The sequence below is a fragment of the Rhizobium sp. Root708 genome (assembly GCF_001429725.1).
Lineage (GTDB): Bacteria > Pseudomonadota > Alphaproteobacteria > Rhizobiales > Rhizobiaceae > Rhizobium.
In genome coordinates, this window is record NZ_LMHV01000034.1 from 376,915 (window position 1) to 394,791 (window position 17,877).

The 17,877-nt window shown below is 60.6% G+C and carries 21 protein-coding genes; 13 read left to right on the forward strand and 8 right to left on the reverse strand.

All coding sequences use genetic code 11. From position 1 onward, the window contains the following. Positions 1–77: 77 nt before the first annotated feature. Together ASE04_RS18855 and ASE04_RS18860 are read right to left on the reverse strand one after the other, a co-directional pair. Entirely contained in the window at positions 78–1,361 is a 1,284-nt protein-coding gene (locus tag ASE04_RS18855) for an O-acetylhomoserine aminocarboxypropyltransferase (RefSeq protein ID WP_056820276.1), read from the reverse strand. A 112-nt stretch (positions 1,362–1,473) separates the two neighbouring features. Beyond that, entirely contained in the window at positions 1,474–1,902 is a 429-nt protein-coding gene (locus tag ASE04_RS18860; RefSeq protein WP_056820279.1) for a CoA-binding protein, read from the reverse strand. 101 nt (positions 1,903–2,003) lie between these two features. Here ASE04_RS18860 and ASE04_RS18865 point away from each other — a divergent pair, with 101 nt between their 5' ends. Together ASE04_RS18865 and ASE04_RS18870 are read left to right on the forward strand one after the other, a co-directional pair. Next, on the forward strand, positions 2,004–2,333 hold the full coding sequence (locus tag ASE04_RS18865) for a hypothetical protein (protein WP_056820282.1): 330 nt from the start codon (positions 2,004–2,006) through the stop codon (positions 2,331–2,333). Positions 2,334–2,735: 402 nt separating this feature from the next. Further along, on the forward strand, positions 2,736–3,572 hold the full coding sequence (locus tag ASE04_RS18870) for a DMT family transporter (RefSeq protein WP_056820285.1): 837 nt from the start codon (positions 2,736–2,738) through the stop codon (positions 3,570–3,572). 1 nt (position 3,573) lies between these two features. On the opposite strand, the gene ASE04_RS18875 is transcribed toward ASE04_RS18870, so the two are convergent. Then, positions 3,574–4,407 (reverse strand): enoyl-CoA hydratase, encoded by an 834-nt coding sequence (locus tag ASE04_RS18875; RefSeq protein WP_056820288.1) that lies wholly within the window; start codon positions 4,405–4,407, stop codon positions 3,574–3,576. Positions 4,408–4,480: 73 nt separating this feature from the next. Here ASE04_RS18875 and ASE04_RS18880 point away from each other — a divergent pair, with 73 nt between their 5' ends. The 3 genes from ASE04_RS18880 to rpsI all read left to right on the forward strand — a co-directional run bounded on the left by ASE04_RS18880 (position 4,481) and on the right by rpsI (position 6,072). Next, positions 4,481–4,912 carry a PaaI family thioesterase gene (locus ASE04_RS18880; protein WP_056820289.1) on the forward strand — a complete coding sequence of 144 codons (432 nt, stop codon included), beginning with the start codon at positions 4,481–4,483 and terminating at the stop codon, positions 4,910–4,912. A gap of 225 nt (positions 4,913–5,137) precedes the next feature. Then, positions 5,138–5,602, forward strand: coding sequence for a 50S ribosomal protein L13 (rplM, locus tag ASE04_RS18885; protein WP_056820292.1), 465 nt, complete (start codon positions 5,138–5,140; stop codon positions 5,600–5,602). A gap of 2 nt (positions 5,603–5,604) precedes the next feature. Beyond that, positions 5,605–6,072 (forward strand): 30S ribosomal protein S9, encoded by a 468-nt coding sequence (rpsI, locus tag ASE04_RS18890; protein WP_056820294.1) that lies wholly within the window; start codon positions 5,605–5,607, stop codon positions 6,070–6,072. A 48-nt stretch (positions 6,073–6,120) separates the two neighbouring features. Here rpsI and ASE04_RS18895 read toward each other — a convergent pair whose 3' ends face one another. Continuing rightward, a complete protein-coding gene (locus ASE04_RS18895) occupies positions 6,121–6,498 on the reverse strand; it encodes a VOC family protein (protein WP_056820297.1) in 378 nt (125 codons plus the stop codon). Between the two features lie 94 nt (positions 6,499–6,592). Next, entirely contained in the window at positions 6,593–8,263 is a 1,671-nt protein-coding gene (locus tag ASE04_RS18900; RefSeq protein WP_056820300.1) for an adenylate/guanylate cyclase domain-containing protein, read from the reverse strand. A 177-nt stretch (positions 8,264–8,440) separates the two neighbouring features. Here ASE04_RS18900 and speB point away from each other — a divergent pair, with 177 nt between their 5' ends. The 4 genes from speB (at position 8,441) to ASE04_RS18920 (ending at position 12,088) form a co-directional block, all read left to right on the forward strand. Beyond that, positions 8,441–9,400, forward strand: coding sequence for an agmatinase (gene speB, locus ASE04_RS18905; protein ID WP_056820303.1), 960 nt, complete (start codon positions 8,441–8,443; stop codon positions 9,398–9,400). A gap of 63 nt (positions 9,401–9,463) precedes the next feature. Then, on the forward strand, positions 9,464–10,396 hold the full coding sequence (gene argC / locus ASE04_RS18910; RefSeq protein ID WP_056820306.1) for an N-acetyl-gamma-glutamyl-phosphate reductase: 933 nt from the start codon (positions 9,464–9,466) through the stop codon (positions 10,394–10,396). Between the two features lie 16 nt (positions 10,397–10,412). Beyond that, positions 10,413–11,204: a sulfite exporter TauE/SafE family protein gene (locus tag ASE04_RS18915; protein WP_056820309.1), complete on the forward strand. Its 792-nt coding sequence runs from the start codon at positions 10,413–10,415 to the stop codon at positions 11,202–11,204. 110 nt (positions 11,205–11,314) lie between these two features. Beyond that, the gene (locus ASE04_RS18920; RefSeq protein WP_056820312.1) at positions 11,315–12,088 is read left to right on the forward strand and encodes a bestrophin-like domain; all 774 of its coding nucleotides are present in this window, start codon (positions 11,315–11,317) and stop codon (positions 12,086–12,088) included. A gap of 13 nt (positions 12,089–12,101) precedes the next feature. Here ASE04_RS18920 and ASE04_RS18925 read toward each other — a convergent pair whose 3' ends face one another. After that, positions 12,102–12,509: a DoxX family protein gene (locus ASE04_RS18925; RefSeq protein WP_056820314.1), complete on the reverse strand. Its 408-nt coding sequence runs from the start codon at positions 12,507–12,509 to the stop codon at positions 12,102–12,104. Between the two features lie 518 nt (positions 12,510–13,027). On the opposite strand from ASE04_RS18925, the gene ASE04_RS18930 reads away from it, so the two are divergent. The 3 genes from ASE04_RS18930 to ASE04_RS18940 all read left to right on the forward strand — a co-directional run bounded on the left by ASE04_RS18930 (position 13,028) and on the right by ASE04_RS18940 (position 14,626). Beyond that, the gene (locus ASE04_RS18930; RefSeq protein ID WP_056820317.1) at positions 13,028–13,918 is read left to right on the forward strand and encodes a dihydrodipicolinate synthase family protein; all 891 of its coding nucleotides are present in this window, start codon (positions 13,028–13,030) and stop codon (positions 13,916–13,918) included. 45 nt (positions 13,919–13,963) lie between these two features. After that, positions 13,964–14,224 (forward strand): hypothetical protein, encoded by a 261-nt coding sequence (locus tag ASE04_RS18935; RefSeq protein ID WP_056820320.1) that lies wholly within the window; start codon positions 13,964–13,966, stop codon positions 14,222–14,224. A gap of 96 nt (positions 14,225–14,320) precedes the next feature. Continuing rightward, entirely contained in the window at positions 14,321–14,626 is a 306-nt protein-coding gene (locus ASE04_RS18940) for a DUF1883 domain-containing protein (RefSeq protein WP_056820323.1), read from the forward strand. Here ASE04_RS18940 and ASE04_RS18945 read toward each other — a convergent pair whose 3' ends face one another. Together ASE04_RS18945 and ASE04_RS18950 are read right to left on the reverse strand one after the other, a co-directional pair. Next, the gene (locus ASE04_RS18945; RefSeq protein ID WP_056820325.1) at positions 14,627–15,943 is read right to left on the reverse strand and encodes a replication-associated recombination protein A; all 1,317 of its coding nucleotides are present in this window, start codon (positions 15,941–15,943) and stop codon (positions 14,627–14,629) included. After that, positions 15,940–17,343: a DegQ family serine endoprotease gene (locus ASE04_RS18950; RefSeq protein ID WP_056820328.1), complete on the reverse strand. Its 1,404-nt coding sequence runs from the start codon at positions 17,341–17,343 to the stop codon at positions 15,940–15,942. The genes ASE04_RS18945 and ASE04_RS18950 overlap by 4 nt, the downstream gene beginning before the upstream one ends. 137 nt (positions 17,344–17,480) lie before the next feature. Between ASE04_RS18950 and ASE04_RS18955 the strand changes: the two genes are divergently transcribed. After that, positions 17,481–17,864: a YkvA family protein gene (locus ASE04_RS18955; protein ID WP_056820332.1), complete on the forward strand. Its 384-nt coding sequence runs from the start codon at positions 17,481–17,483 to the stop codon at positions 17,862–17,864. Positions 17,865–17,877 lie beyond the last annotated feature (13 nt).

Consider the following 17,877-nt stretch of genomic DNA (forward strand, 5'->3'; position numbering starts at 1 on the left):
GAAATCAGCACCCGACTGTATTCAAACCGGGTGCTGATCCTATCGTCATTTTCCAACAGCTACGTTGCGAAGGGCCATCAAGCCTTTGCGAGCGCCTGTTCGAGGTCGGCGATGATATCTTTCACATCCTCAATACCGATAGAGAGGCGGACCACATCGGGGCCGGCGCCGGCGGCGATCTTCTGTTCGTCGGTCAGCTGCCGGTGGGTCGTCGATGCCGGATGGATGATCAGCGATCGCGTGTCACCGATGTTGGCGAGGTGCGAGAATAGCTGCAGCCCTTCGACGAGTGTCTTGCCCGCTTCGTAGCCGCCCTTGACGCCGAACGTGAAGACGGAGCCCGCTCCCTTCGGCGAATAGCGCTTCTGCAGTGCATGGTTCGGGTCGTCCTCGAGACCGGCATAGTTGACCCATGCGACCTTGCTGTGGGCTTTCAGCCATTTCGCCACGGCAGCGGCGTTCTCGCTGTGGCGCTGCATGCGCAGTGGCAGCGTCTCGATCCCCGTGAGGATCAGGAAGGCATTGAAGGGCGAGATCGCAGGACCGAGGTCGCGCAGCCCGAGGACGCGGCAGGCGATCGCGAAGGCGAAGTTGCCGAAGGTCGAGTGGAGAACGACGCCGTTGTACTCCGGCCGCGGGCTCGACAGCATCGGATAGTTGCCGGACTTCGACCAGTCGAACGTGCCGCCATCGACGATGATGCCGCCCATCGAGTTGCCATGGCCGCCGAGGAACTTGGTCAGCGAGTGAACGACGATGTCGGCGCCATGCTCGATCGGGCGGATGAGGTATGGGCTTGCCATCGTGTTGTCGACGATCAGCGGCAGTCCGTGCTTGTGCGCCACTTCCGCGATCGCCGCGATGTCGACGAAGGTGCCACCCGGATTGGCGAGGCTTTCGATGAAGATGGCGCGCGTCTTGTCGTCGATCTGTGACTCAAAGCTCTGTGGATCCGCCGGATCGGCCCAACGGACCTGCCAGCCGAAGTTATCGAAAGCGTGGCCGAACTGATTGATCGAACCGCCATAGAGACGCTTCGCCGCTACGAAATTCTCACCCGGCCGCAGGATCGTATGAAACACGATCATCTGTGCAGCATGGCCGGAGGCGACGGCCAGCGCCGCCGTGCCACCTTCGAGAGCCGCGACGCGTTCTTCCAGAACGGCCTGCGTGGGGTTCATGATGCGCGTGTAGATGTTACCGAACTGCTGCAATCCGAAGAGAGCGGCGGCGTGATCCGCATCGTTGAAGACGTAAGCGGTGGTCTGATAGATCGGCGTCGCGCGTGCGCCGGTCGCAGGGTCCGGCTTGGCGCCGGCATGGACGGCCAACGTATTAAATCCAGGATCATTATTACTCATGAAAATTCCTCCCTTTTTTGCAATCTGACGCGGCGGAGCATAGCCGACACGCCGTAAAAGGTAATCGCCAATCTATTTCAACCGAGGCGGGTTTAAAGAAAAAAACGTCCCATCAGACGATCAGGCGCGGATACTCGATTGCGGGGCAGCGATTCATGACGACCTTCAATCCGCCGGCCTCGGCAGCCTGCGCGGCAGCGTCATCACGAACGCCAAGCTGCAACCAGATGACCTTGGGGCGGGGCTCCATCCGCAGCGTCTCCTCCACGACCTCCGGCAGGTATTCCGACGCCCTGAAGACATCGACCATATCGACCGCGGTGGGGATATCGACAAGCCGGGCGTAGACCAACTGCCCATGGATCAGCTTGCCGGCCTGGCCGGGATTGACGGGGATGACCTGGTAGCCCCGCGCCAGCAGGAACGCCATGACACCGTTGCTGGGACGGGCCGGGTTCGGCGAGGCGCCCGTCAGCGCGATCGTCGTCACCGAGCGCAGGATATCAATGATATAGTCGTCATCATATTGGTCGTGATTCATATGTGCCCCTTTGCCGCCAAGCCATGATTTCCGCGCCGATTTTTGAAACCGGCGCCTCGCTTTTATCGTATATAGGTAGTGCCAAGCCACAGGAGGATCTCATGAAAAAGACGGCCCTTTTGCTTTCCTTTGCATTGATAGCGTCGCCCGCCATGGCAATCTCCCGATACAACTCGCAGAGCATGACCTGCCAGAGCGCTCGCGCGGCCATCCATAACGAGGGTGCGGTGATTTTCCGCTACCCGTCCAAGCGTGTTCCCGGCATGGCGCTCTACGACCGCTACGTCCGCAACAGCCGCTTCTGCGACGGCAACAAATATGCGGAATGGACGCGCATTCCGACGAAAGACAACCCGAGCTGCCGGGTTCTGAATTGTCAAAATATCGACAACCTGGACGGGATGATTCTTGTTCCGGATAATTCTCTCTAAGGCGATCGCAAGGCATCTACGCCACTCTCGTTCCGCTTGCTGAAACACAACTTCTCCGGCGTGTCGAAACGGGCGAATTGTGACAACGTGTGTCATACACGCATCACGCCTAAAAATTGCGAGAGGCAACGGGATCATCGTTCTATGTATACCCTGTATATGGACACCATATGTTCCCGCATATGTTAGAAACACCTCATAGTTGAATGAGGCGAATCGATTGAACGCAGTTGGGGTACGTACATCGTGGCAGCGCCGCTACTAGACAATCTATGATTGCGCGCTCTTTCGCCGCTGGTCGGGGTCGGGACGGTATCACGCAAAGCCATGTTGGCATTTTCATTTTGACGGCGTAACAAAGGCTCCGGATCCCTCCGTCAATACACCGCTCGGTAGTCTTTCTTGTCGCTCACAGTCATCCTGCTGGTTCTTCTAGGCGCGCTGCTGCACGCAATATGGAACGCTCTCATCAAAGCGGGCACGGACAAGTCGCTTGATGCCAGCCTCATCTCGGCGGGCGGTGCGGTTACGGCCCTGCCCTTCCTGTTTTTCCTGCCGCTGCCCGAGGCCTCTGCCTGGCCTTACATCGGCGCCTCGGCGATCCTTCAGTTCATCTATTTTCAGCTGGTCGCCGGCGCCTATCGGGCAGGCGACATCGGCCTGGTCTATCCGATCATGAGGGGCTGCGCGCCGCTGCTGGTCGCCGCGACAAGCGGCTTCATCCTGAACGAGAGCCTGTCGCCCGGCGCGATGCTCGGCACCGCCACGATCTGCGCGGGCATCCTCACGCTGGCGCTCGAGGCAAGACGTGGCAGCGGGCACGCGATCCGTCTGGCGCTCGCCAACGCCTGTGTCATCGCGACCTATACTTATGTCGATGGTATCGGGGCGCGGATATCCGGCAACGCGATATCCTATACGCTGTGGATGTCGCTGCTGCCTCCTATCCTGCTTCTGACCTGGGCCGTCTCGAAGCGCGGCGCGGTGGCTGTTGCCGTGCACGTCCGCTACAATTGGTGGCGCGGTCTGATCGGCGGTAGCGGATCGATTGCCTCCTACGGCCTCGCGCTCTGGGCCATGACGAAAGCACCAGTCGCAACGGTCGCTGCCCTTCGCGAAACGTCCATCCTGTTTGCGCTGCTGATTTCCGTCATCGTGCTGAAGGAAAAGGCCAGCCCATGGCGTTACCTCGCCGGTGCAATCATCGCGCTTGGCGGCCTCATCCTGAAGCTCGCCTGAGCTATTCGCCCGTCCATTGCGGCGTGCGCTTGGACAGGAATGCCCCGATCCCCTCTTCGGCATCGGCCGTCAGCATATTGTCGACCATCACCTGCGCCGCATAGCTGTAGGCTTCCTCGACCGGCATTTCGAGCTGGCGATAAAACGCTTCCTTGCCGAGCTTCAGCGTCAGAGGCGATTTGCTTGCGATCACGGATGCGTATTTGGTGACGACCTGTGTTAGGTACTGTTTCGGCACGATGCGGTTGACGAGCCCGAAATCCTTCGCGGTCGAGGCATCGATCGTCTCGCCGGTCAGCAGCATTTCCATTGCCTGCTTGCGATGCGCCGCCCGCGAGACAGCCACCATCGGCGTCGAGCAGAACAGGCCGATATTGACGCCCGGCGTGCAGAAGGTTGCCGTATCGGTACAGATCGCAAGATCACAGGAGGCGACAAGCTGGCAGCCGGCGGCGGTGGCAAGACCGTCGATCTCGGCAATGACGGGCTTCGGCAGGCGGGTGATCTCGAGCATGAGGTCGGCAGCCAGCGCGAAGGTTTCCTCGAAGAACGCTTCGCCGCCGTCCTCGTCGGCGCGATGCGCGGTCAGTTCCTTGAGGTCGTGGCCAGCGGAAAAGACATTGCCGGTCGATGCAATGATGATGGCGCGGACGGCGGCGTCATCGGCAGCGCTCTGCAGCTCGCCTATCAGCGTTTCCATGACCGCAATCGAGAGGGCGTTGGCAGGCGGATTGCTGATCGTCAGCCGCAGGACGCCATCGACCAATTGCGGGATGACAAGCGCGCCCTCGCCCGCCTTGCTCGGGTCTTTCCGAAAGGATACGACTTCGGCCATGGTCTAACTCCCTGCATTGCCTTTTCGTGCTAATTGTTCTGCCACAGGCGACAAGCAATTTCGAGGCAAACTCATGCAGCCGGTCATGACGATCGACGAGCTCCACCGTTTTCTGGATACGGATTTCCCTCAAATCCACACGGGCGGGCGGGTATTTAGCGTTAGCACGATTCAACCCGGCAGCGTCTCGATGCGGTTCGATCCAAACGAGCGGCACCTGCGTCCCGGCGGCACCGTATCGGGGCCTGCCCTTTTCACCCTGGCTGACGTAACGGCCTATGCGGCGGTGCTCGCGCATATCGGGCCCGTTGCACTCGCGGTTACCACCAGTCTCAACATCAATTTCCTGCGGCTGCCGAAGCTTCGGCCAACGACCTGCACCTGCAAAATCCTCAAGCTCGGCAAGCGGCTGGCGGTCATCGAGGCATCGATTTTCCAGGAGAATGGGGAGGAGCTGATCGCCCATGCAACCGCGACTTACTCCATTCCACCGCGCGAAATGTGAGGTATCAAAATACCACACCGCTAAGCAATTGATTTTTCTTCTATATTTTTACGATGCGGTAATCTCATATTATTGACCGGGTATATGTTTGCCTTTATACACACCCCCAGAAATGCAGCCTTCCGGGGCTGCTTTCTTTTTGGTGCGTCTCCGGACGTCCAAACCAAGCAACAAGAAACGCCCTTTCACCTTCGGGTACAAGGGATCCAAAAGAGAGTAACTACTATGGCAACTTTCTCCCAGAAGCCTGCAGAGGTGGAGAAGAAGTGGGTCATCATCGACGCCGAAGGGCTTGTCGTTGGTCGTCTCGCTTCCGTCATCGCTATGCGTCTGCGCGGCAAGCACAAAGCAACCTTCACGCCCCACGTTGACGACGGCGACAACGTCATCGTCATCAATGCCGACAAGGTCGTATTCACCGGCAAGAAGTATTCCGACAAGGTTTACTACTGGCACACCGGTTTTGCCGGCGGCATCAAGGAGCGTACTGCTCGCCAGATCATCGAAGGCCGCTTCCCGGAGCGCGTTCTCGAGAAGGCTGTTGAGCGCATGGTTCCGCGTGGCCCGCTCGGTCGTCGCCAGATGAAGAACCTCCGCGTTTACGCTGGTTCCAACCATCCTCATGAAGCACAGCAGCCTGTCGCTCTCGACGTGGCCTCGCTGAACAAGAAGAACGTAAGGAGCGCCTAAGAATGGCTGACCTCTCCTCCCTGAAGGATCTCGGCACGGCTACCGAAGCTTCGGCTCCGGTTCACGTCCGTAAGGTCGACTCGCTTGGCCGTTCCTACGCGACCGGCAAGCGCAAGAACGCTGTTGCTCGTGTATGGGTCAAGCCGGGCTCCGGCAAGATCGTCATCAACGGCAAGGAATTCACGGAATACTTCGCACGTCCGGTTCTGCAGATGATTCTGCGTCAGCCGATCGTTGCTGCTGCCCGTGACGGCCAGTTCGACATCATCGCAACGGTTGCAGGCGGCGGTCTTTCCGGCCAGGCCGGTGCCGTTCGCCACGGTGTTTCCAAGGCACTCACCTACTTCGAACCGGGCCTGCGCTCGGTCCTGAAGAAGGGTGGCTTCCTGACCCGCGACAGCCGCGTTGTTGAACGTAAGAAGTACGGTAAGGCCAAGGCTCGCCGTTCGTTCCAGTTCTCCAAGCGCTAATCGCTTCGAACTACCGAAATACGAAGGCCGGGCTCTGCCCGGCCTTTTTTATTCAGGCTTGCGGAAGAAGGCTTCGAGCCTGTAGCCGTCGGGATCGATCACGAAGGCCGCGTAGTAGAATTGGCTGTATTCGGGGCGGATGCCCGGGGGACCATTGTCTTCGCCGCCATTGGCAAGGCCGGCGGCATAGAAGGAATTGACCGCTTCCTCGCTTGTCGCCGTAAAGCAGAAATGCAACCCCGATTCCCGGTCCGCCGGCACCGGGTGTTCGGCCTCCATCACCCAGAAGCCCGGTTTCTCGGCACCGTATCCGACAGTGTTGCCAAAACTGGACAGCCGCTCGTAACCGAGCGGCCCGAGCGCCGCATCGTAGAACGCTCCCGACGTTTCAATATTCTTTACGCCGATCGATATGTGATCGAACATGGGTATCAGCTCCTTCGCTCATCGCTGGCTGCAGGTTCTCCGACAGAGCGAGCGAAGTCAACGAGGTGCTTCGATCGTGAAACGCCACCGGCAGCTAGGCTGCTTTGAAGGCGCGCAGAAGTTTCGCGAGGGCATCGTCGCTCTGATAGGGGAATACGAGCCGCAAAAATTCAGGGCCGAGGGCCGGCTGGAGGCGACGTGCTTCGGCCTCGCAGCGCGCACGCCGTACGTCGTCTCCACGCAAGGCGTGCGCGGCAGCAAGCAAGATGAGAGTTCGCCATGACTTCACCGGCACATTCTCGAAATCCTCACCCGCACGGCCTTGTTGAAGCCGGATGATGCCCCTGATCGCCCAGAACCATACCGGCGGGTGCGTCGATCTTCGAAAGCATTCCTCGATTTCGGCGTCGGCAGTCTCGAGATCACCGACGTAGTGGAACAGTTCGGCGAAATCGGCGCGGATCTCGACATCGCTTGGCGCGAGGTCGCGCGCTTTGCGATAATGGGACTTCGCGCGCCCATAGTTTCGCATCATCAATTGGACCAGCGCAGCAGCGTAGTGGGCAAAGGCATCGTTGTTGTCGAGGCGCAATGCGATGCGCGAGATCTCCTCGGCGCGTTGCAGACGTTCGGGCGCGCCTTCCATGCTGAAGCTGTGCGTCAACGCGATCGCGTGCATCGTATGGGCTTCTATAAGCTCGGGGTCGAGTTGCGTCGCTCTGGCGAAAAAGCCTTCCGCTTCCAAAAGCAGATGTTTGGCATCGAGCATCCTGCCGTAGAGAAAATTCTCGTAGGCAGACCAGGATGCCTCGGGTTTTCTGGCGACGGACTTGGATGACACCTGGAGTACCCTGTCGACCACGAGCGACACAATCTCCGCCGCGATGGATTCGATGGCATCTATCTGGCAATCCGCCGGAAGATCGAAAGCCCGAGACCACAGGATCGATGTGGCCGTCGTGGCCCCGAACCTAACGTTCAGCCGGAATGGCCCGGCTTCATGAACGCCGATGCTGACAGTGTAATCGTGGGCGCGCATGCCGACGCCCGCCACCGAGGTCGGAGCAACCTCGATCCAGCGTCGCTCCGAGAGGAACTGTTCGATGCTTGATGTTACCGACTCCGCGATATCCTGCTCGCCGGAAAGTGCCGCGGTGAATGCAACTCTCACCAGGACTTTCTCTGCACTCGGCGACGACAGCGTTTCGTCAACTGGCGAACGTGCCGCATTAACGGCGCCAGTCCGGCGCGGTTGCCAATGCCAGACGCGGACTGGCCGCTCGATGTTCTTCAGGCGCTTCTCGCCACCCTCCACGAAGTCGGCACCAAGTCGCGTCGCGATGCGATGATAGACCCCATCGGTCACGCATATGCCGCCCGGCGAAGCGTTTGCCTCGATACGAGAGGCGATGTTGACCCCATCCCCGAACATGTCGGAACCGTCCACCAGAACGTCGGCAAGGTTGATGCCTATCCTGATCGCCGCCCGCGTCCCCTCACCCGTTCCGTTCGTCAACTCTGCCTGGATCGCGATGGCGCACTCGACTGCTCCGGTCACCGAGTCGAACACCGACAAGGTTCCGTCGCCGATCAGCTTGAAGATCCTGCCGCCATTGCGCTCGATGTTCGGCTCCACAACATCGCTGTGTATCGCCTTGACCAGCGCCAGCGTCGTCTCCTCGTCGCTTTCCATAAGCCGGGAGTAGCCGACAACGTCCGTCGCCATGATCGCTGCCAGCCGTCGCTTGGGAGGCACGCTCGGCATAAGCCCTCCGAGAACCGTTTCACTCAGCATCAACAACGACGGGTAGAGTAGCACAGAACCATCGGCAGGATCATTGTCTCCGCGATCCTGCGGGCGCCTTGCATTCTATCGTCCTGTCGCTTACCCCTTCTGCCAGCGGGCGCGTCCGCCTGTCTCGATCGAAGTCAGGATACCCTCGTGGCAAAGAAGACCATAGATCACGCCTTCACGGCAACCAGCCTCACCTCATCTGCCAGCGACCCGACCTTTGCCGGCGCGCTGTCGTTCATGCGGCGCCGGTTCACCAAGGACCTGACGGGCGCGGACGCCGTCGTCTGGGGCATCCCATTCGATGCGGCGACCTCAAATCGCCCCGGCACGCGGTTTGGCCCTCAGGCGATACGCCGCGCCTCGGCGATTTTCGACAACGACCCGCAATATCCCTTCAACCGCGACCTCTTCGCCGAAATGGCCGTCATCGACTATGGCGACTGCCTGCTTGATTACGGCAATCACCACGAGACGCCCAAGGCGATCGAGCAGCAGGCCCGGACCATTATCGACAGCGGCGCCTTCATGCTGACGCTTGGCGGCGATCATTTCGTCACCTGGCCCATCCTCAAGGCGCATGCCGCCAAGCATGGACCGCTCGCGCTCGTCCAGTTCGACGCGCATCAGGACACCTGGTTCGACGACAACAAGCGGATCGACCACGGTTCCTTCGTGGCACGGGCAGCGCGAGACGGCATCATCGACCCTGACCGTTCGATCCAGATCGGTATCCGTACCCATGCGCCCGAGGATTTCGGCATTCACATGCTCCATGGTCATCAGCTCGAGGATATGAGCGCCGGCGATATCGCCTCGACGATCATCTCTCATACCCGAGGGGCGCCGTCCTATCTGACCTTCGACATCGATTGCCTCGATCCTGCCTTCGCGCCCGGCACCGGTACGCCGGTATCGGGCGGCCCTTCCAGCGCCAAGATCCTCTCCGTGCTGCAGCGTCTGCACCAGCTGGATATCCGGGGCGCCGACGTCGTCGAGGTGTCACCACCCTATGACCACGCCGATATCACCGCCATTGCGGGGGCGACTGTCGCGATGTATATGCTTGGCCTGCATGCCGAACGCCGCGCAAGCGCGTCACACGGCTGACTTATCTCTCTTACAAAATGATTCCGGACTTCTTTCTAACCTATTGAAAGTGTGAGCAAGACAATGGCACCGAAGATCTTCATCGATGGCGAACACGGCACGACGGGCTTGCAGATCCGCACGCGCATGGCCGGCCGTCGCGATGTCGAGCTTCTGTCGATCCCGGAAGCCGAACGTCGCAACGCAGCGATGCGCGAGGATATGCTGAACAGCGCCGACATCGCGATCCTCTGCCTGCCCGACGATGCTTCGAAGGAAGCTGTGCAGATGGTCTCTGGCAATAACAACGTGCGCGTCATCGACACCTCCACGGCCTTCCGCGTCAACCCGACCTGGGCTTACGGTTTCGCGGAGATGGACAAGGAGCAGGCGGAGAAGATCAACTCGGCGCGCTTCGTCGCCAATCCCGGCTGCTACCCCACCGGCGCGATCGGCCTCATTCGGCCGCTACGCGCTGCCGGAATCCTGCCCGACGGCTATCCCGTCACGGTCAATGCGGTCTCCGGCTACACCGGCGGCGGCAAGCAGATGATCGCGCAGATCGAAGATCAGAGTCGCGACGATGCGATTGCCTCACCGCACTTCCTCTACGGCCTGACGCTGAACCACAAGCACGTTCCCGAGATGAAGATCCACGGTCTGCTCGATCGCGCCCCGATCTTCTCGCCGTCCGTCGGCAAGTTCCCGCAGGGCATGATCGTTCAGGTACCACTGCATCTCGATGATCTGGCCGAAGGCACGACGCTCGAAAGCATCCATGCCGCCCTCGTCGCCCATTACGCAGGCCAGGACATCGTGACTGTCGTGCCGCTGGAGCAGAGCAGCAAGCTGCCACGTATCGATGCCGTCGAACTCGCCGGCAAGGACACGATGAAGCTCTTCGCGTTCGGCACCCCGGGCGCCTCGCAGATCAACCTCGTGGCCCTGCTCGACAATCTCGGCAAGGGAGCTTCCGGTGCAGCTGTCCAGAACATGGACCTGATGCTCGCCTCCTGATCCCGGAGCCCTCTCGATGTCGCTTGATGCGCTGCTGGCCGACACAGGCGCGTGGTTTGCCGCCGCCCTGCCGGATCACGGCGTCCTAGCGCTTATCGTCATCGCCTTCATAGCTGGATTGGCACGCGGTTTTTCCGGATTTGGTGCGGCTCTGATCTTCATTCCGCTCGGCGGGGCGATCATCGGCCCAAAGCTGATATCGCCCGCCCTGCTTGTCATCGACGGCCTGGCGACGCTCGGAATGATCCCACCCGCCTGGCGCAGCGCCAACCGGCGCGAAGTTTTCACGATGGCCGCAGGCGCCGTGCTCGGCGTTCCCGCCGGCACCGCGGCGCTGGCGCTGATGGATCCACTGACGCTGCGCTGGGCGATCACGGCCATTGCGATCTGCCTGCTCGCACTGCTTGTCTCCGGCTGGCGCTATCATGGCGAGCCGCGAGCGCCGCTGACTTCCATGACCGGCCTCATCGCCGGGCTCTTCAGCGGCGCAGCGCAACTGGGCGGCCCGCCTGTCGTCGCCTATTGGCTCGGTGGAAAGACGGATTTTGCCCGGGTGCGCGCGAATGTCGTGCTCTATTTCGCCATTTCGACGTGCTTCAGCGTCGTAAGCTACTATTTCGGCAGCCTTTTCGTGCCCGCGGTTTTCGCTCTCATGGTCGTCATCCTGCCAAGCTATGCGGCGGGACTCTATGGTGGCTCCCGGCTGTTTGGCCTCGCGAAGGAAAGCACCTTCCGCCTGATCTGCTATCTATTGATCGGCGCCTCGGCCGTCATGGGAATGCCCGCTCTCGACGGCATTCTCCGTTAGCACCGGGCAGCGCGCCCTCTCCAAACGGTTGACCGGAACGCGTCGTCGCGTTCGTTGATCAAGTAGGCACCTGCGAATACAGTCTGGCCACGAGCGAGCGGGAGATCCTCATGGGCAGCGTCATCCTCTTCGGCATTGCATTCATCGGCGGGACGGTCGTCGTCACGCTGGGTTTCTATTTCTTGATGCGCTTTATCATGGGCACAGATCCGACCGGAAAAGACAGGGAACTGGCCGGCGCGGTGGTCATGCGCATATCGTCCCTCCACGCGCTCATCCTGGCGCTGGTCTTCGCGCAGGAGATGATCGAATACCAGCAATTGAAGTTCGAAAGCGTGACCGAGGCAAACGCCGTCGCCAACGTCTATTTCGATGCGGAACGCTACGGCGCCAACGAGAAGCCTCCGATCCAGCAAGCCCTGTTCGAATACGTTCAGATCGTCGTGGATGAGGAATGGCGCAGCTTGGGGACCACGGGGCAGCTTTCCGCCACCGCATGGAGCAAATGGGACAATGTCTACCAGCGGGTGCTTGATCTGACCCCAACCAATGTTCGGCAACAGAGCATCCGCGATCACATGCTCGCCAATGTGCACGCCATCTCGGACTCCCGCGACAAACGGGAAAACAGCGGCACGGACTCCGTCAGCAAGATTTTCTGGTTCGCCGCGATCTCCGGCGTCATCTTCATGGCGCTCGGCTACTATCCCTACCCGCCCGACGCGCGAAATCTGCTGCTGCTTTCCGTTCTCGGCGCCTTTACCGGCATTATTCTCTTCTTCATCTACGCGTTCTCCGACCCCTACAATCCGCCGGCCACGCTGAAGCCGACGGCGTTCGAGCGCCTGCTGGAGGAACTGGCAAGCCCGCCGCCGTCGGGGTAGCCCGCTCCTTGCGTCAGCGAGCTGCCAGAGGTGTCCGCGTGCGGAGTGCGAGCGTTTCGCCCGGGCCATGGACCGCGGCAAACAGCAGGCCGGCAAAGAACGTGAAGTGATCGACGAAAAAGCCGAACTCGGCCTGGTTTCCCGTCCACCGTCCCGGTCCGTGGAACGAGAAGGCCAGAAACAGAACGTATATGCCGGCGGCGAGCGCAGCCTCCGAGAAAAATGCGCCGGTCAGCAGCGCGAAAGCGAGTGCAAGCTCGAAGAATGCCGCGACCCAGGCAAGAAATAGCGACATCGGAAAGCCGGCAGCCGCGATGAAATCAGCCGTCGACTGCATATCGAAGAATTTCAGCGTCGATGCCATGATGAACACGGCCGCGAAAATGAGCCGTGCGACCAGAATAGCGATTGTCCTACCCATGATGTTGTTCTCCTAGCCCCGGTGGGCCCCCATTTGATCTCTGGCAGTTGATGCCGGTTGTGCGTTCCCTACAAGGACGAACTGCGGGGTGCCTTGCCGACAAGCCCGCAATCTTTTTTTCACGCGCGACGGGAGATGAGACTGCGAGGCAGGGTCTGCGCGCCGTTCGCAGTTTGATTCAAGTCGTTCACATTTCGATTCCGAAAACCGGCGGAACTCCTTGATCTCCGAATCCTTTGACGCGGCGCGGTCCGCATCAGCCTTTATGCAATTTCTATTTCCCGCGCTGGGTAGCTGAATAGATTTCCTACGACAGACGGCGGTAGCCTTTGCCTCATGATGCACGAGGTGAACGTCATGAGAGATTTCATTTCTTCGAGCTTGCATGTCGCACGACCGGACAGGCGCATGCCGAAACGGCAAATGCGCGAAAGGCGGACGGCCCAGGCGCTGGTCATCTTCGGCGTCGTTCTGGCGGCGATAGAGCTCTATGTGATCCTGGCCGGGTTCTGACGCCGATGAGACCGAATAGCCTCCTCCGTCTCGGTGCCGTCACGACGGCGTTGGTAACACCATTCCGGAGCGATGCGGTCGACCTTTCCACGCTTGAAAAGCTCGCCGTCAGGCAAGTGCTATCAGGCGTCGGTGGCCTCGCTGTCTGCACGGTGACGGGCGAAGGCCCGACGCTTTCAATGCTCGAGCGCTCGGCCGTCCTTCAATGCTGTATCCGAGCTGCCGACCGCCGCGTTCCCGTACTCGCCGCGACCGGCACCAACTGCACGCTCGAGACGATAAGGCTCACTCAACAGGCCGAAGCCCTCGGCGCGGCGGCGGCGATCGTGACCGTCCCCTACTATTCGAAGCCCGGACAACGCGGCATTCTCCACCATTTCGAGATGCTTGCCGCCGAAACCGGGATTCCTGTTATCGTGGACGACAATCCGGCGCGCTCGGCAAGCAGCCTTTCGGCTCAGACATTGGAGGCGCTTGCGGCAATCCCTTCCATCGCCGGCGTCATCGGACATGGAATAGAGCCTCCCTCGCCTGCATTGCGCGAGCGCTTCCTGTTCCTCTCCGACAGAGACGATACATCGCTGGCCTTTCTGAGCGGCTACGGCAGCGGCATCATCTCGTCGGGCGCTAACGTCCACCCGCGATTGTTCAACTCGCTCCACAATGCCGCCCTCGCGGGCAATATCCCCGGCGCTCTGGCCCTCGAGCGGCGGCTGCATCCTCTGACGCAGATATTGGGCGATCAGGCACCGGCGCAGATCAAGTACGCTCTACGGCTTCTCCTCGACGTCGATGCGACGGTCAGGCTGCCGATGGTAGAGCTCGATGCCGACGAAAGAGCCGCGATCTTCGACGCACTCACCTCCGCTGCGGAAACTCGCCCTCTGGCATCCTGAGCGACTGCATCGCCCCCGACATTCCACACCATGAAAGGAACAGAAATGCCCCTCCACCATCATGCTCGCCGTTTCGCCGCAGCCAGCCCGAAAGCGCTGCCGCGTTTCACGATCGGCAGCAACAGCGCCGGTCGCTGGGTCGTCAACGATCGGGAGGGGCGCGTCGGCGGAATATTCGTCAGCAGAGATGCGGCGCTGCATTTCGCCGCCGAAGAATGCGACCACGATCTCAGCCAGATCTTGTTCGTGCCGGGCGAAACGGCGCTCCGCCTCATCGCAGGCGGCGAGGACCCGATCGTCCATTAGCGCCTTCGCAGAAATGCCAGCGGAAGGCACAAAGGCCAACTCTTCCTTAACCGAAGATTGCTAGCGTTTGTCACAATAGACGACGGACGCCCCATCATGCCGAAACCCAATTTTCGCTTCACCCACTATGATCTCAACGAACAGCGAGCTGGGACCATCATCGAGGTGACGCTGTCAGCTGTGGCGAATGTTCGCTTGATGACGGCGCCGAACTACCAGCGTTTCACCGAAGTGCTCGACTTCAAATATGTGGGCGGAGTCGCCCGCAAATCACCCGTGAAGCTGTCGATCCCGGAGAGCGGCCACTGGCATCTGGTGGTCGATATGGAAGGGCATCATGGCCTGGCGGAGTCTGCCGTGAAACTGATCGCCGGCCCTGGCGGCCAGATGCGGGCTTCCTGATCAGCGCTGGCTGCGCTCCTTGCGAAGCTTCGCCCACCAATCCAGACGCTTCCTGATATCCCGCTCGAAACCGCGTTCCGGCGGATCGTAGAAGGTCTGGCGCCCCATCTTTTCCGGAAAGTAGTCCTGGCCTGAGAAAGCGTCCGGTTCGTCGTGATCGTAGCGATAGCCTTCGTTGTAGCCCTCATCCTTCATCAGCTTCGTCGGTGCATTCAGAATGTGCTTCGGCGGTAGGAGCGAGCCGTTCTGCTTCGCTGCCTGCGTCGCAGCCTTGAAGGCGGTGTAGACGGCGTTCGATTTCGGAGCCGTGGCGAGATAGACGCAAGCCTGTGCGAGCGCCAGTTCGCCCTCTGGTGAGCCGAGATAGTCGTAAGCATCCTTGGCGGCGTTGCAGATGACCAGCGCCTGTGGATCGGCAAGACCGATATCCTCCACGGCCATGCGCACCAGTCGGCGTCCAAGGTATAGCGGATCCTCGCCGGCATCGAACATGCGCGCGAGATAATAGAGCGCGGCATCCGGGTCGGACCCACGGACCGACTTGTGCAGCGCGGAAATCAGATTGTAATGCCCGTCCTGTGCCTTGTCGTAAACGGGAGCACGGCGCTGGACGATCCGCGTCAGTCCTTCCGTGTCAAAGGTCTCGCCCTGACGGGCAGCGCGCCAGACCTCTTCGGCAAGGGTCAGCACGGCGCGGCCATCGCCATCGGCCATGCGAAGCAGGCTGATCCTGGCTTCCGGAGTCAGCGGCAGGGGTTTCTGTTCGGTTGCCTCGGCCCGTGTCAGCAACTCTTCGAGGCTCGTATCATCATGCGATTTGAAGGTGAGGACACGGGCGCGCGACAACAGAGCGGCATTGAGCTCGAACGACGGGTTCTCGGTCGTGGCCCCGACCAGAATGACGGTGCCGTCTTCCATGACAGGCAGGAAGCTATCCTGCTGTGCGCGGTTGAAGCGATGGATCTCGTCGACGAAGAGCAGCGTCTGGCGCCCGTCCATGCGGCGCAAGCGCGCCGACTCGAATACCTTCTTGAGGTCCGCGACACCGGAAAAGATCGCGGAAATTTGCTCGAAGGCGAGACCCGCCTCGCCCGACAGCAACCGCGCAACGGTGGTCTTGCCGGTGCCTGGCGGCCCCCAGAAAATCATCGATCCCAACGAGCCGCTTTCGATCATCCGCCTGAGAACGCCGTCGTCACCGGTCAGATGTTCCTGTCCGGTGACCTCGGTAATCGTCTGCGGGCGAAGCCTGTCCGCAAGCGGTCGCCGGTTGGCGACCTCCGGCGGTATGTGCGGCGCGAAGAGATCGTTGCTCATCGGAAGAACTGCCGGATGCGCTGACCGTCACGCTCGATCTCGACGCGCCAGAAATTCGGCTCCTGACCAGCCACGGATTCGAGTTCCTTCGTGGTCTTCACCTCGGAACCGTTGACTGACACGATGATGTCCTTCGGCTCGAAGCCAAGGCTTGCTGCGACCGATCCATCCTTGACCTCGGCAACGACGACACCGTTGGCCTCCGACGACATCCGCAGCTCATCGGCGACGCGCGGTGAGAGATTCTCGACAACGGCACCGGTGAACGGCGAATGGCCGCCAATGGTCCGCTGGTCTCGAGGTGCCGTTTCCGGCGCACGTCCAAGGGCGAGTTCGACCTGCTTTTCCTTGCCGTTGTCGATCACGGTCAGCTTGGCCGAGTTACCGAGGCCGGCCGTCGTGAGACGATAGAGCAGCGCGTCTGGATGTTCGACGGTCACGCCGTCAACGGCGGTGATCACCTGGCCGGGCTTCAGGCCGGACTTTGCAGCAGGACCACCTTCGGTAACCTTGACGACGATTGCGCCGCGCGCCTTGGCGAGGCCGAGGGCATCGGCAACCTCCGAGGTGACCGCATCGAACGAGGCTCCCACATAGGGGCGCTCGAAGGCTTTTACACCAGCATCGGCAGAGGCGAGGAACACCTTCACCAGGTTGGCCGGGATGGCGAAGCCAATGCCGTTCGAGCCGCCGCCGCGCGAGAAGATAGCGGTATTGATGCCGATCAGCTCACCCTTCATGTTCATCAAGGCGCCGCCGGAATTGCCGGGGTTGATCGAGGCGTCGGTCTGGATGAAGAAGCCGAACTCGTTCTTGACGACCTGATTGCGGGCCAGCGCCGAAACGATGCCTGATGTCACAGTCTGACCGACGCCGAAGGGATTGCCGATCGCAAGCACGAGATCGCCAACTTCAACGCCATCGGAGTTGGCGATCGGCAGCGTCGGGAAGGTTTCCTTGGTGTCGATCTTCAGGACGGCCAGATCGACCCGGTCGTCCTTCAGCACCACCTTGCAGGGAAACTCACGGCCGTCGGACAGCGCGACCTTGATATCGTCGGCGCCGTCTACGACGTGATTGTTGGTCACGATCGTCCCGTTCGCCTCGACAATGACGCCGGAGCCGAGCGAAGACTGCTTTTCGCTGCGGTTCGGCATCTGCTGACCGAAGAACTGCTCGAAGAAGGGATCGCCGGCGAACGGCGATTGCCGGCGCACCGTCTTTTCCGCATAGACATTGACGACGGCGCCGGCGGTCTGCTTGACGAGCGGTGCAAAGGAGAGCTGCATCTCCAACTGACTCTGCGGCACGGTCTTGGCGGTTTGCGCGGTGGCGGCAACCGGCAGCGCGAGCATCAAGGCCACGAGAGGCAGGGCTGCGCGCTTTAGCAAGTCTGGCATGTGAAGTCCTTTTGAAGTTCTCTTGTGAAGACGTTGTAGCGCCGGACGCTAGAAAGGAAAGAGGGCGGAAGCATGGAAGAACAGGGTAAGGCGAGACGGCGAGACACACCTACGAAATTGAGTCAAAGAAGATTGGTATGCATCTGATAACAAAGATCAAAGCATGGGCGAAGTCACTCAAGCGTGACATCGTCGCACTGTGGCTCGCGGCGCGCGACAGCCGCGTCCCCTGGTACGCCAAGGTGGTCGCCGGCGCCTTTGCCGCCTACGCGCTTTCTCCGGTGGACCTCATTCCGGATTTCATACCCGTGCTCGGCTTTCTCGACGATCTGGTGATCGTGCCCCTCGGGATCACGCTGGCCATCCGCCTCATCCCTCCCGCAGTGATGGCGGACCTTCGGGCTCAAGCGGCACAACGACTGGAGCGCCCGTCAGGACGAACCGGCATGATCTTTATTCTTGCCGTTTGGGCGGGCTGCATCATCTACATGGGCCTGCTCTTTCTGAGGGGCCATTCGTAGTTGAACAGGAAAC